The sequence below is a fragment of the Corynebacterium guaraldiae genome, from assembly GCF_053480195.1.
The window spans coordinates 22,842-35,725 of record NZ_JBRBAU010000002.1; the positions used below are offsets into that span (position 1 = coordinate 22,842).

Below are 12,884 nucleotides of genomic sequence, written 5' to 3' on the forward strand. Positions count from 1 at the left end.
CAGCTTCCCAGGAAGCAGCCCAGGGAACTACACAGGACGCGCCGAAAGAAGCGCAAGCCCCCAAGGGCATCGGCGCCATGGCCGGCGCCATGTTCCTCATGGCCACCTCCGCTATCGGCCCGGGCTTTTTGACCCAAACCTCCGTCTTCACCGTGCAGATGGGCGCGGCCTTCGCCTTTGCCATTGCGCTGTCGATCATTGTGGACATCGCCATCCAGCTCAACGTCTGGCGCATCCTCGCTGTCTCCGGCATGCGGGCTAACGAGCTGGGTAACACTGTGCTGCCGGGCCTGGGTTGGTTCCTCGCTGTCCTAGTCTTCATCGGCGGCGTGGTCTTTAACATCGGCAACATCGCCGGCTCCGGCCTGGGCCTAAACGCCATGATCGGCATCGATGCGCGCATCGGTGGCCTCATCGCCTCGGCCATCGCCATCTTCATCTTCCTGTCCAAGCGGGCGGGTGTTGCGCTTGACCGCATCGTCGCCGCGCTGGGTGCCATCATGATTCTGCTCATGCTTTACGTGGCGATTGTTTCCCAGCCGCCGGTGGGTGAGGCCCTGAAGAATACCGTCATGCCGGAAAGCATTGACTTCTTCGTCATCACCACCCTCATCGGTGGCACGGTGGGCGGCTACATTACGTTTGCCGGCGCACACCGCCTCATCGACTCGGGCCTGTCCGGCCCGGAGAACGTCGGCGCGATTACGAAGACCTCCGTGCTCGGCATCATCGTCACCGGCATCATGCGCGTGCTGCTCTTCCTCGCGGTCCTGGGCGTCGTCGCCACGGGTGTTGCGCTCTCCGAGGACAACACGGCCGCCGATGCCTTCCGCCAGGCCGCCGGCGAGTTCGGCCTTCGCGCCTTCGGTGTCGTCCTTTTCGCGGCCGGCCTGTCCTCCGTCATCGGCGCCTCCTACACCTCCATCACCTTCGTGACCACCCAGAAGGTCAGCCCGCGGACCCGTAACTTCCTCACCGTCGGATTCATCGTTGTCTGCGCCATCCTCTTCGCTATCCTCAACTCCGCACCGCAGAAGCTGCTCATCTTCGCCGGCGCCTTCAATGGCATCATCCTGCCCATCGCCTTCGCCATGGTGATGTGGGTCGCGTTCAAGCGCCATGACCTCACCCACGGCGTCAAGCAGCCGATGTGGCTGCTCATCGCCGGCGTCCTAGCGCTCGTGCTGGAAATCTTCATTGGCGTTAAATCCATCTCGGGAATCGTTGAACTATGGGCATAATGCAGACTCCCGCAGATGTGCGCGCCTTCGCCCGCGCGCACGACATGACCACCACCGCCGGCCACGCCCGCGGCTTCATGCAGGCTAACCTCATCGCGCTGCCGCGCGAGTACGCCTTCGACTTCCTCCTCTTTGCACAGCGCAACCCCAAGCCGTGCCCCATCGTCGGTGTGCTGGAGGCCGGGCAGTTCACCTCCGAGCTCATCCCGGGCGGAGACATCCGCACGGACATCCCGGCCTACAACATCTATGAGGACGGCCAGCTTACGCAGACGCTTGACGACGCTTCCCCCTTCTACTCCGCCCACATCGTCTCCTTCCTCATCGGTTGTTCCTTCACCTTTGAGAATGCGCTCGTGGAGAACGGCATTTCCATCGCCCACATTGATCAGGGCCGCAACGTGCCGATGTATCGCACCTCGATTCCCTGCGCGCCGGCTGGAGTCTTCTCCGGGCCGATGGTCGTCTCCATGCGTCCCATCCCCGCGAGCCAGGTTGCCGATGCCGTCCGCATCACCTCCCGCTACCCGGGCGTCCATGGTGCCCCGGTTCACGTGGGTGACCCTGCTGCCATCGGCATCGAGGACTTGTCGCAGCCCGATTTCGGCGAAGCCGTCGACATCCCTGAGGGCACCATCCCGGTCTTCTGGGCGTGCGGCGTGACCCCGCAGGCCATCGTGATGAACTCGCGACCCAGCCTGGCCATCACACATGCCCCGGGCAAGATGCTCGTCACCGACATCCCGGACCGCGACTTCCTCATCCCTTAATTTCTGTGCGGTGGTGCTACCACCCCAAGCCCTCAGTGCGCCGATACATGGTTCTACTCAGATGGTTCTGGTCAGAAGGTTTGTTTGGGGGCAAACAAACCTTCTTTGAGTGCATAGATGGTTCACTTGGGGGTAAACGAACCTTTTGACCCGAACCATCTCACTCGAACCATGTGGTGCCGGTTAGTTTTGCGCGGGTGGAACCGGCTAACAGGAGCGAAGGCCATAGTGGGGGACTCGGAAACTAAAGGAAGCTAAAGGACCCGGAGAATCGATTCCATCGCGCGCATCAAGTCCGCGCGGCAGGCATCGGCGGCCGCCTCGCGCTCGCCTTGCGCAATGAGGTGGGCCAAGTCGATGTTGGCTTGCACGTGGTTATCGTGAATCTGCGGGTAGCGCTCCAGCGTCAACAAGAAGGTCAAGCGCATGCGCGCCAGCAGGTGCGACATGGAGCGGTCCAGCGTCGGCGAGCCCAAACCGGCGACCAGCTGCTTGTGGAAGCGCTGGTTGATGAGGGGGCGGGGGGCGTCGTTAAGCACTGCGGATTCGGTCAGCCGCACCAGCTCGCCTGGGTCCTCGAAGGTGGCATAGCGCGCCGCGGCCGGCTCGATGGCAGCGCGCGCCAAGTAGAGATCGCGCACGAAATCGCCGTCAGGGGTGGCGATGAACACACCCCTGTGCGGGATGCGCTCCACGATGCGCTCGGAGGCGAGCATGGCGAAGGACTCCCGCAGCGTGTTGCGGGAGCATTCGAAGCGCTCGGCCGCGCGGACCTCGCTGAGCTGGTGTCCGGGCATGTACTCGCCCTCGGAGATGGCGGCGCGGAGCGCGGACGCGACGGAATCAGCAAGCATGCGACTTACAGTAGCCCGCCGCTTAGGAAATCGTGGCGATTACCGCGCCCGGTTCCAGCCTGGAACCCTCCTTTGCCACACGGCTCAGCGTGCCCGCGGCCGGAGCCTTGACCGCGGATTCCATCTTCATGGCCTCAATCGTGGCGATGGCCTGGCCTTCCTCGACCGTTTCGCCGTCCGCCACGTTCCACGCCACGAGGTTGGCCTCATAAGGACAGGTCACCTCGTTGCCGCTGGCGCTGGCACCGGAGGCCGCGCTTGCCGACGCCCCCTTCACCTGCCCCTGCGACAGCATATCGGTGGGGAAGCCCACGCTGACAAGCTTGCCGTCGATCTCCAGCGCAACGCGGGTGCGCTGCGCGTAGATGGCCTCGACGGGGACGGTAGCGCTCGTGGCCTCCGCGGAGGGGCGGTAGTTGTGGTCGAGCCAGTCGGTGTAAATGCCGGCTGCGGCATCGGCGTCGCCGTGATCCACGAGGACCTGGGAGGAGACCATATCGCGGTGGAAGGGCAGCACGGTGCGCACGCCCTCGATGTCGAATTCCTGGAGGGCCTGCTGTGCACGCTTCAGTGCGATCTCGCGGGTCGGCCCCCACACCAGAAGCTTAGCCACGAGCGAGTCATAGTAGGGCGGCACGATGGAGCCGGAGCGCACGCCGGAGTCCACGCGGATGCCAGGGCCCGTCGGCGGCTCGAAGCGCACGATGGTGCCCGGGCAGGGAGCGAAACCGTTGAGGATGTCCTCGGCGTTGATGCGGAACTCGAAGGCGTGGCCATCGGACACAGGGTCTGAAGCTTGCGCTTCAGACGAGGAAGAGGAATCAGACGCGAAGGAGAGGGGTTCGCCGGAAGCGATGCGGAACTGCTCCGCAATGATGTCCACGCCCGTGACCATCTCAGTCACCGGGTGCTCCACCTGCACACGGGTGTTGACCTCGAGGAAGGAAATCGTGCCATCCTCGGAGACGATGTACTCCACCGTGCCGGCACCGGTGTAGCCCACCTTCGCGCAGATGGCGCGGGCACCCTCGTGGATGCCGGTGCGCTGTTCGTCGGAAAGCGCAGGCGCCGGAGCCTCCTCGATGAGCTTCTGGAAGCGGCGCTGCGTGGAGCAATCGCGGGTGCCCAGCACGGCGACGTTGCCGTGCGTATCAGCCAGAATCTGCGCCTCCACGTGGCGCGGGTGGGTCAGGAACTTCTCCACGTAGCACTCCGCGCGCCCGAAAGCCTCCTTGGCTTCGCGGCCGGCGGAGTTGAAGGCGGCCTCGATGTCCTCGAGGTTCTCCACCACCTTCAGGCCGCGTCCGCCGCCGCCATAGGCAGCCTTGATGGCGATGGGCAGGCCGTGCTCCTCAGCGAAGGCGCGGGCCTCCTGCCAGTCATCGATGGGATCAGAGGTACCCGGTGCCAGCGGGGCGCCAACCTCCTCGGCCACGCGGCGCGCGGCAATCTTGTCACCGAGCAGCTCGATGGACTCCGGCGACGGGCCAATCCACGTCAGGCCGGCCTCGGCCACGGCGCGGGCAAAGTCGGCGTTCTCCGAGAGGAAGCCGTAGCCGGGGTGGATGGCATCCGCGCCGGCGCGCACGGCGATATCGAGGAGCGCGGGGACATTCATATAGGTATCCGCCGCGGAGTTGCCGGGTAGTGCGTAGGCTTCGTCAGCCACCTGAGTGTGCAGGGCGCCGGCATCGGCTTCGGAGTAAATGGCGATGGAGCGGATGCCCATGTCGCGCGCGGTGCGGGCGATTCGGACGGCGATCTCGCCGCGGTTAGCAATAAGGACTGCAGAAATCATGGGTGGGTGTTCCTTTACTAGTGTTTAAGCGAGTTCAAAGCGGACCGTCGCCCCCGGCGGGAGCTGCGCGGCAATATCAATATCTTCTTCGAGGACCGTGGCGATGACCGGGTAACCGCCGGTCACGGCGTGATCGCGGAGGAAAATCACGGGCTCGCCACTCGGCGGAACCTGGACTGAGCCGGCGACCATGCCCTCCGAGGGCAGCTCGCCCTCGCGGGCACGGCTTAGTTCCACGGAGCCCTCCGGGCCGACCAGGCGCACGCCCACGCGGTTGGACTGCGCGGTCACGGTCCACTCGGTGGCCAGGAAGGCCTCCAGGCTCTCGGGCGTGAACCAGTCATCGCGCGGGCCGAGCACGCAGCGCAGCACGCCCTCGGTCTGGCCATTCGCGCCTTCACGAACGCGCATCGGGTTACTCAGCTGGGCATCGGTCATTGCGGTGGAGCGGGGGAGGACGCCGATGACGTCGCCCAGCCGCACCGGCTGCGGCCCCAACCCAGAGAGCACGTCCGTCGAGGCAGAGCCCAGCTCCGCATCCGCCACGATGCCGCCGCGGATGGCGATGTAGTTGCGCAGGCCCACCGTCGCGGGATCCACGGTCACCGTCGAACCAGCGGTGACGAGCACCGGGCGCGCGAGGTGCACCGGCATATCGTCCAGCAGGACGCGGGATTGGGCGCCGGTGACGCACATGACGGCGTCGGTCAGCGCGCGCAGGCGGATGCCACCGATGTTCTCCAGCACGGTGGCCCCGCGGGGGTTGCCCACCGCGACGTTGGCCGTGGCAGCCGCCGCCAGGTCCGCCGCACCCGAGGGCGTAACACCCAAGTTGCCGCGGCCGGGGCGCCCCTGGTCTTGGAAGAGCGTGAGCAGCCCGGCATCGAGGACCTCCATGCGCGGCAGGCGCGCTGGGGTGCGGCGGCCGAAAGGCGTGGTCGACACCACGTCCGGCAGCGAGCTCACCGCGCGGTAGCGCACGCGGTCACCGGGCTGCACCAGCGCTGGTGGGTGGGCATCGGATTCCCACATCGGGGTCGAGGTGGTGCCCAGCAGCTGCCAGCCGCCGGGGGAGACGCGCGGGTAGACAGCGGAGAATCCGCCGGCAATACCGACGGCCCCCGCCGGCACCGCGGTGCGCGGGGTGGCGCGGCGCCCGATGTTGAAGTTCTGCGCCGGGTCAGCCGGGGTGCAATAGGTAAAGCCGGGAGCGAAGCCACCGAAGGCCGCGAGCCACTCGGTGGACGTGTGCCAGTCGATGAGGCCTTCGCTCGACATACCCATCAACTCAGCCGCCTCGTCGAGGTCCTCGCCGTCATAAAGGACGTCGATCTCCACAAAGCGCGGATCCTCGCCCGCCTGCGCGGTGGGGTGGAAGTCCTGCAGCTTCTCGGCGGCAGCGGCGGCGGAATTCGGCGTGGCAAAGGTCAGCAACAAGGTCGTGGCGGCAGCAATGGCATCGACTTGGTCCTTGAGCGGATTGGCGTCGAGGGCCGCGTGCCACGCCATGACCTGGGACAAGTCCTCCAGCTCCACGAGCAGCGCGCGCGTTCCCACGGGGTGAATATGCATTAGATAGCGCTCCGAATCTCGATTCCGCGCTCCTGCAGCTCGGCGACCACACCGCGCAGCAGTTGCACCGCGCCGGGCGAATCACCGTGCGTGCACACCGACTGGGCATCCACGTTGAGCACGGAGCCATCGATGGCCGTGATGGATCCGGTTTCGGCGACTTCGAGCACGCGCTTGACGACGTCCCCCTCATCACCCATCACCGCATTCGCCTCGCGCCGTGAGACGAGCGTGCCATCGGGGTTGTAGTTGCGGTCGGCGAAGGCCTCGCGGATGACGGTCAGGCCCTTCTGCTCCGCGATGTCGACGGCGACGCCTCCTGGCAGCAGCATGACGGGTAGATCACCGAAGGCTTTGATGCCGTCGATGACGGCGTGGGCCTGGGCCTCGTGGTGGACGATGGTGTTGTACATCGCGCCGTGCGGCTTGACATAGGCCACGCGGGTTCCGTTGGCCTGGGCCAGGGCTTGGAGGGCACCGATTTGGTAAGTGACTTCGTCGGCAAGCTCGGCAGGTGCGTAATCGATGAAGCGGCGCCCGAAGGCTGCCGGGTCGTTATAGCCCACGTGTGCGCCGACGGTGACGCCTGCTTCTGCGGCCGCCTTGAGGGTGCCCGCGATGGAGTGCGGGTCGCCGGCGTGGAAGCCGGTGGCGACGTTGGCGGAGGAGACGAGCTGGAGCATCGCGGCGTCATCGGCAACGGGGTTGCCGGCGGTGGTTTCGCCGAGGTCAGCGTTGAGGTCTATGTGCAGCGCGCTCATAACAGGAGGACACCTCTTCTGTAGTTCCCAAATTGTTGAACAATCTATGGGTGCCTAGTGTAGCCCGCATCACGTAGGTTTGTGAAGTGTGTCCCGTATCTGTGGATGGGTGGGACGTGAAAACACCCCCATCACGACGGCGATGGGGGTGCGGCTGCCTCGCGCTGGTGGGCCGGCGCTGCTAAGAGCTTCGCGTTTGAAGCTCGATGGTGCAGGATTCAGATTAGAACGGGAGGTTGACTCCCAGTGCCTGTGCTGCGGCCGGTGCAGCTGCGGCCAGTGCGCCTACGACGCCGAGGACGATGATGGCGATGCCCAGCCCGGAAGGCTTGCCGTCCTCGGAGGAGAGCTTGCCCTTGATGTCGTCAGAAGAGCTCTGATCCTCGCTGCTCTGGTCGCCCTTGCCTTCGTCGCTGCTGCCGGCGTTGCCGCCCTGGTTGCTGCTGCCGTTATCGCCTTCGGTGCCGGTGCTGGAGGTGGCGTTGGTGCTCTGGCCGGTGGTGTCTTCAGCGTTGGCGGCGGTGACGCCTGCGAGTGCGAGGGCGCCGGCCAGGGCTGCGGCGGTGAGGTTGCGGGAAATGCGCTTCATGTTTCTTACTCCTGGGGTTAGATCGGGAAAGTTTGGTCAACGCCGTATCAGACGATGTTGTCACCGTTAACTGATGTCGACTTCCCACATACTAACCGAAAATTAGTGAGGTAGGTCAAACTATTTCCAATTTTTAAGCTACTCCACGCAAATTTTCATGGTTGTGTCAGGGTGCGCTGGCTCGTCGGGTGGTGCCGGCCCTTGTGGTGGTGGGATGAAACTTCCTGCGTGGTTCGGGTTTTGAGGCTTGCTTGCGTGCTAGTTCATCCATTGAATCTTTTAACTCCCTCCAAGGGGTGCGGCCGGAAAAGTGGTGGCCCAACGGGCGTATAAAACTGCAAAAGCCGCGTCTCTCCACCCCGGTAGGGAAAGGAAGAGACGCGGATGAGTTGCCTGTTGGCTCTAGGCCTTAAACCTCTTAGATGAAGAGCTTGCGGCGAGCAACGACAGCGCCAGCGGCGATCATCGCTGCGATTGCCAGTGCGGCGAGGCCGCGGGCAACGGTGTTGGAACCAGTCTCAGCGGAGATACCGCGGGACTGTGCTGGGGTCTGTGCGGCGGTGCCTTCAGCAACCTTGCCGCCCTGGGCGATGACCTCGTCCTTGTTCTCCTGCAGCATCTTCTCGGAAGCGGCCTTCTCCTCAGCGGAAGGAGCGTCCTTCTGAGCTGCCTCTTCGGACTTCACGTAGGTCTTGCCGTCCTTGGCCAGGTACCAGGTCACGCCACCGATGATGAGGGCGGCCGGCAGGGCCAGCCAGGCCAGCTGCTTCTTGTCGAACTCGGTGCTGGTCGGCTCAGCCTCGGACTCGCCGTTGATCGGGTAGTCAACGGAAGACGGTGCGGTAGCCTCGCCGGTGGCTGCCATGTCCATGTCCGGGGCCATCACGCTGGTGGTGGTCGGTGCATCTTCCTCGGGTGCTTCGGCGTCAGCCGCCTGAGCCTGCTGCTGCTCCCAAGCCCACTGTGCCTGCTCTGCGGTCAGTTTGGTGGTTCCGTCCAACTCGCCGTTCTCGTTGCGGTGCTGGTAGCTACCGTCGGCCTGCTTCTGGTAGGTGACGCCATCGACCGTGAGTTCAGCCGGAGCCGGGATCTGGGCAGAGGCAACGGCGGTGCCGCCCAGTGCGAGGGAACCGGCCAGAACGGCTGCGGTCAGGGTGCGGTTGATGCGCTTCATAAGCTTCTCCTTGTGGGGTTTGTGAGGTATGTGAGAGGGATTCAACCCGACGTGAACCACAATAGCCACAACTTTCACATTAATCACACGGGTTTCGAAATTTCGCTCCGTAACATGGCTGATGCATTTCACGCCAAACGGGTGGCATGTTCGGTGGGTTGAGGTCCTCACGGGCGGCGCTACAAGGTCTGTTAACCTGCAAGAATAAGAACGGTCTTGTCGGTTGAGCTGCGAAAATGTTCGATAACTGCGCGTAGTGGCGGAAATCCCCCCGAACGGGGGATGCTGCACCAGGCTTAGCTCTGTTCTGCGGCAGGATCAGGAGCCTCGGTTACGCCCTCAAACTGCCATCCCACCACGGCATTGCGCACCGCAGCAGCCAAAGGGTTGGCCGGCTGGATGCAGCTGATAGTGAGAAGGCGACCGGGCTGGGTATCGGTGCCCCAGATGCTCTCATCCTGCTCAAGGCCGTCCTTCGACGGATCGTGCAGATCTGTTGCGGTGTACACCAGCCATTGCTCGCCGGAGTTCTGCGTGCGCAGGTATAACTTGTCGCCCACAGAGGCTTTGTGCTCGTCGGCGCTACCGTCATAGAGGTTATTGAACACCGCTGGTACTCCCGCACCGGTATGTCCGGCGACCACCACGACGTCCTGTGCATCTGTGCCGGGTAGCGAATAGGGTTTATCCTCCGCGGTGTAGGTGCAAGCCTTACTCATCGAGTCGGGGTTGATCTTGTTGTCTTTGATCCGACAGGAGCCTTCTTCAAACTCTGCGCGCACATCAATTGTCGGGATGTACATCTCCACCGCTGGGGAGGGCTCGATGACGGCGGCGGGTTCCGCAACCACATCGGTTGGTTGCGGCGCGGGCGCGTCTGGCTCCTTATTGATCTGAAGTGCGGCGACGATGCCGACGAGAACCATCGCCAAAATAAGGAGAACTCCCAACCCGCGACGGCTGATGGGCGTGCGAGGGCGCGGTGATTTCCGCCGTGGCGCAGGGGTTGTCGTCTTCTTCGGCGTCGTTCGGGTCGGCGCTTGTTGGGTCGGCACTTGTTGGGATGGCGTTTGTTGGGCAGGCGCCGACGTTGAAGCGGATCGACGGGAAGGGGAAGTTGTCGACGGGGACGAAGCTAGGCGTTCTTGGCTGGGGCGGCGTCGCGGGCGGTAGGAAGGGCGCTCAGGGGCAGTGCTCTCGTGGTCGTGAGTAGAGCCTCGCCGGCGAGCACGCTCGGCGCGCAGATCAATACGGATTCCTTCTTCTGGCAGGCGATAGCTATCGCGCTGTGTCGAGTAGCGAGAATCCATAGTGAGCTCCTGAAGAGAACGATAATTAGAAAGTTACAGTACTACTCGCTAAGTAACTATTCCGTATGCGCTCACTATGGCGGCAGGAGCGGGCATAAAATGCCGCCTGAACTCTCGGCCTGGATGGCTGGCGATGAGGGAAGCCGTTGGCTAATGCCTTCCGTCGGCAGCGAGCTGAAAGTGCAACGCGTAGGTGATGAGCCAGTGGGTGGACATGAAGTGGCCGTCGACAAGCTGCGTTTGCGCGCTGGCTGCTAGTGCTTGGGCGCGTGGTAGGACGGAGGCGTCGAAATGCTCGGCGAGTTCAACGAGCATCCATGCTCTGGTTAGCGCTAGGCCGTAGAGGTGGGCCAGGCGGCCATCGGTTGGGTCAAGCACCTCTGGGATTTGTGTGAGAAATTCCAGTGCTTCGGTGCGGTGGGGAAGAAAGCCGTCGAACCAGTGTGGGAAGTCCGGCAGCACGCGCGACATGAGTAGGGCCTCCGATAGCCCGTTGGACAGGAAATCGTGCCCGGACAGCTCCCATTCGAGCGGGTAGTCGCGGTCTTCGCCGAAAAGGCGGACAGCAGCCTCGCGCACCGAGCTCGCCAGTGAATCCAGCCCGAGTTTCTCCGCGGCCTCGAGGATGAGGAAAAGGTTGAAGGCTGTATTGGAATGCATGCCGTGGCGCACCGGTTGGTTGAGTGATTCAAGCCAGTCGTGGCAGTGCTGTGCGGTTAGCTCTACGAGCTTGTCCATCGCTTCGCCAGGCCGAACGGAGGCGAGCTGCAGCAGCCAGGCGCGCCCATAGGGCATTTCATATCCGGGGTGGGCGAGTAGGTAGTTGTATTCCGTGGTGAGGGCTTCTGCGCTGAGGCGATCGTCGAGAAGCGCGGCAAGTTCTTTCGGAGACTCGGGCCCGAGAATCTTGTTTAGTAGCGCGCCTGAGTACTGCATGTGGACGCTGGAGTGCCAGTCGAAGCAGCCATAGAAACTGGGGGGTAGCTCGCGAGGGCGCACGTCGCAGTCTTCTGTGGAAGCGCTCGTGTGGTGCATCGCGGCGGGGAATTCGCGCTCGAGTGCGGCCATAATTGCTTTCGCCCAGGCGCTGGAACAAGTTTCTAGCGTGGTCATGCGTCAAGTATGGCAAAGCTGAAGATGGGATGTGCGTTTCAGCGCAAACGTCGAATATATATGCGAAATTGTGGTGTTGGTGTCCGGTCGCCCTCGTAGTCTTTAGGGCAGGCATCCAAGGGGTGGGGGATGTGTGGGTGTCTGAAAATGCTGGCAATGCTCTTCGTCTTTGGGGGTTGCCACTATCGAAGAAGGGGGAACTGTGCAGTTCTTGGAAAACAGGCCGACGACGTTTAGTAAGAGACAAGTACATCGAATAGGTAGTGCGTTGCGCACTGGGCAAGAGATCGATGAAGAGCTATATCGGCGCATACTCATACATCAGTCTGCTCTTTGTGACCATCTTGAGTTCTTGGCAGCGTCGACACTGAATGAACTGAGCGTGCCGCTGGAGCGCTCGACAGATTCCGTTGTGGAACCGGACTCGAAACGATTCCTTATAGGTTCGCGGGTCAAGACTCGGCAGGTGCTCGTTGAGAAACTGCGGAGAATGCCGAGCTTCCCGCTAGAGAGCATCCAAGATCTTTCAGGAGTGCGAATGGACTTTGATGTGACGCTCTCTGAACAATCAAGGCTGGCGGAGCTACTCGCCCAGGACTTCGAAGAAAGGGGAGCCGACCGCGTCAAAATTCAGGACATGAGAGAAAAGCCGCACTCTGGGTATAGGGCGATCCATTTACATATTTACTCTCCGGCAGGCCGGGCTGAGTTTCAGCTTCGGACGGCGCTCCAGTCACGATGGGCCAACCTTTATGAACTTGCTGGTGACTTGTACGGTCGCGGCATCCGATACCTTGAGCTCGGAGAGCACGTACCGTTGCAATTTGAGACCCAGGTTCGCTCGTTGCATGAGCTTTCAGAAGTGGTGCATAGAGTAGAAAAATACTTCGATGTGCTCTCTTCTCCGTTTGCCGAGCGCCCAGTGGAAACAGTGGAGTTGCGTGAAGCCCGGCTATTGCGGCAAAGGACTTCTAGGATGTTGGATAGGCTAATTAGTGAGCTCGACCGGAGACGGACAGAAAACGAGTCGGAAGGGAGTAAATAGTATGCCGGCTTTTCTTATTAAGTATCACCGTCCGACGGGTGCACTGAATGTCACGGAGTTTGAATCCCTAACTGCGGCAACTCTTGCCCGTCACGACCTCGATCAAATCAACGATGACCCAGACGTTGAGCTCGTTGCCATTGGCGCTGAAAGCCTAGAGTCCGTTCGACACACGCACGCGCGCTACTTCTTCCGTGAGAAGACCGCGCCGCCGTATCCCTTTGTGGCTTAAAGCTTGAAGCTTTGAATAGCGTAGTTAGCGAAGGCTAGCCGCGAAGGATTTTCTCCATGGCTTTTCCTTTGGCTAGCTCGTCAACGAGCTTGTCCATGTACCGAATATTTTGCATCAGCGGGTCCTCGATGTCCTGGACACGGTGCCCGCAGATGCTGCCGGTGATGAGGGAGCGGGATGGGTTCAGGTGCGGGGCCTGCTCGAAGAAGTCCTCGAGGGTGACCTTTTGCTTCCGGACCCGTTCCAGCTCCTCAACCGAGTAGCCGGTAAGCCAAGTGATGACTTCGTGAAGCTCGCTGACAGTCCTGCCTTTGCGTTCTACCTTCTTAACGTAGTGCGGATAGATATCGGCGAAGGGAACCGAAAAAATGCGGTGAGACATGGGGGCAGTATATCGGTGGGCCTCATGGTGCGAGAAGGTCGTT

Annotated in this window: 13 protein-coding genes; 4 read left to right on the plus strand and 9 right to left on the minus strand. The window is 62.4% G+C overall.

Going from position 1 to position 12,884, the window contains the following annotated elements; genetic code table 11:
* Window positions 1-77 precede the first annotated feature (77 nt).
* The gene (locus tag ACUY3D_RS01755) at window positions 78-1,241 is read left to right on the plus strand and encodes an NRAMP family divalent metal transporter (RefSeq protein WP_448240330.1); all 1,164 of its coding nucleotides are present in this window, start codon (window positions 78-80) and stop codon (window positions 1,239-1,241) included.
* Entirely contained in the window at window positions 1,232-2,011 is a 780-nt protein-coding gene (locus ACUY3D_RS01760) for a putative hydro-lyase (protein WP_448240212.1), read from the plus strand. The genes ACUY3D_RS01755 and ACUY3D_RS01760 overlap by 10 nt, the downstream gene beginning before the upstream one ends.
* 254 nt (window positions 2,012-2,265) lie before the next feature.
* Here the strand turns inward: ACUY3D_RS01760 and ACUY3D_RS01765 are convergent, their stop codons facing one another.
* From ACUY3D_RS01765 to ACUY3D_RS01800, 8 genes are all read right to left on the minus strand, one after another.
* Window positions 2,266-2,865: a GntR family transcriptional regulator gene (locus ACUY3D_RS01765; RefSeq protein ID WP_070523521.1), complete on the minus strand. Its 600-nt coding sequence runs from the start codon at window positions 2,863-2,865 to the stop codon at window positions 2,266-2,268.
* Window positions 2,866-2,887: 22 nt separating this feature from the next.
* Window positions 2,888-4,663, minus strand: a complete 1,776-nt coding sequence (locus ACUY3D_RS01770) for an acetyl/propionyl/methylcrotonyl-CoA carboxylase subunit alpha (protein WP_448240213.1) — start codon at window positions 4,661-4,663, stop codon at window positions 2,888-2,890.
* Window positions 4,664-4,687: 24 nt separating this feature from the next.
* Window positions 4,688-6,235: a 5-oxoprolinase subunit B/C family protein gene (locus ACUY3D_RS01775; RefSeq protein ID WP_448240214.1), complete on the minus strand. Its 1,548-nt coding sequence runs from the start codon at window positions 6,233-6,235 to the stop codon at window positions 4,688-4,690.
* Window positions 6,235-6,996, minus strand: a complete 762-nt coding sequence (locus ACUY3D_RS01780; RefSeq protein ID WP_448240215.1) for a LamB/YcsF family protein — start codon at window positions 6,994-6,996, stop codon at window positions 6,235-6,237. Before ACUY3D_RS01780 ends, ACUY3D_RS01775 begins: the two co-directional genes overlap by 1 nt.
* Before the next feature lie 223 nt (window positions 6,997-7,219).
* Complete coding sequence (locus tag ACUY3D_RS01785) at window positions 7,220-7,585, minus strand: hypothetical protein (RefSeq protein WP_448240216.1); 366 nt, start codon at window positions 7,583-7,585, stop codon at window positions 7,220-7,222.
* 418 nt (window positions 7,586-8,003) lie between these two features.
* On the minus strand, window positions 8,004-8,759 hold the full coding sequence (locus ACUY3D_RS01790; RefSeq protein ID WP_101735915.1) for a hypothetical protein: 756 nt from the start codon (window positions 8,757-8,759) through the stop codon (window positions 8,004-8,006).
* A gap of 296 nt (window positions 8,760-9,055) precedes the next feature.
* Window positions 9,056-10,069 carry a hypothetical protein gene (locus ACUY3D_RS01795; protein WP_448240217.1) on the minus strand — a complete coding sequence of 338 codons (1,014 nt, stop codon included), beginning with the start codon at window positions 10,067-10,069 and terminating at the stop codon, window positions 9,056-9,058.
* 150 nt (window positions 10,070-10,219) lie between these two features.
* Window positions 10,220-11,182: a DUF2891 family protein gene (locus tag ACUY3D_RS01800; protein WP_101735916.1), complete on the minus strand. Its 963-nt coding sequence runs from the start codon at window positions 11,180-11,182 to the stop codon at window positions 10,220-10,222.
* Window positions 11,183-11,594: 412 nt separating this feature from the next.
* Between ACUY3D_RS01800 and ACUY3D_RS01805 the strand changes: the two genes are divergently transcribed.
* Together ACUY3D_RS01805 and ACUY3D_RS01810 are read left to right on the plus strand one after the other, a co-directional pair.
* Window positions 11,595-12,227 (plus strand): RelA/SpoT domain-containing protein, encoded by a 633-nt coding sequence (locus tag ACUY3D_RS01805; RefSeq protein WP_257964727.1) that lies wholly within the window; start codon window positions 11,595-11,597, stop codon window positions 12,225-12,227.
* 1 nt (window position 12,228) lies between these two features.
* The gene (locus tag ACUY3D_RS01810; protein WP_070597191.1) at window positions 12,229-12,459 is read left to right on the plus strand and encodes a hypothetical protein; all 231 of its coding nucleotides are present in this window, start codon (window positions 12,229-12,231) and stop codon (window positions 12,457-12,459) included.
* 34 nt (window positions 12,460-12,493) lie between these two features.
* On the opposite strand, the gene ACUY3D_RS01815 is transcribed toward ACUY3D_RS01810, so the two are convergent.
* The gene (locus tag ACUY3D_RS01815; protein ID WP_070597192.1) at window positions 12,494-12,841 is read right to left on the minus strand and encodes a DUF2200 domain-containing protein; all 348 of its coding nucleotides are present in this window, start codon (window positions 12,839-12,841) and stop codon (window positions 12,494-12,496) included.
* Between the last annotated feature and the right edge of the window lie 43 nt (window positions 12,842-12,884).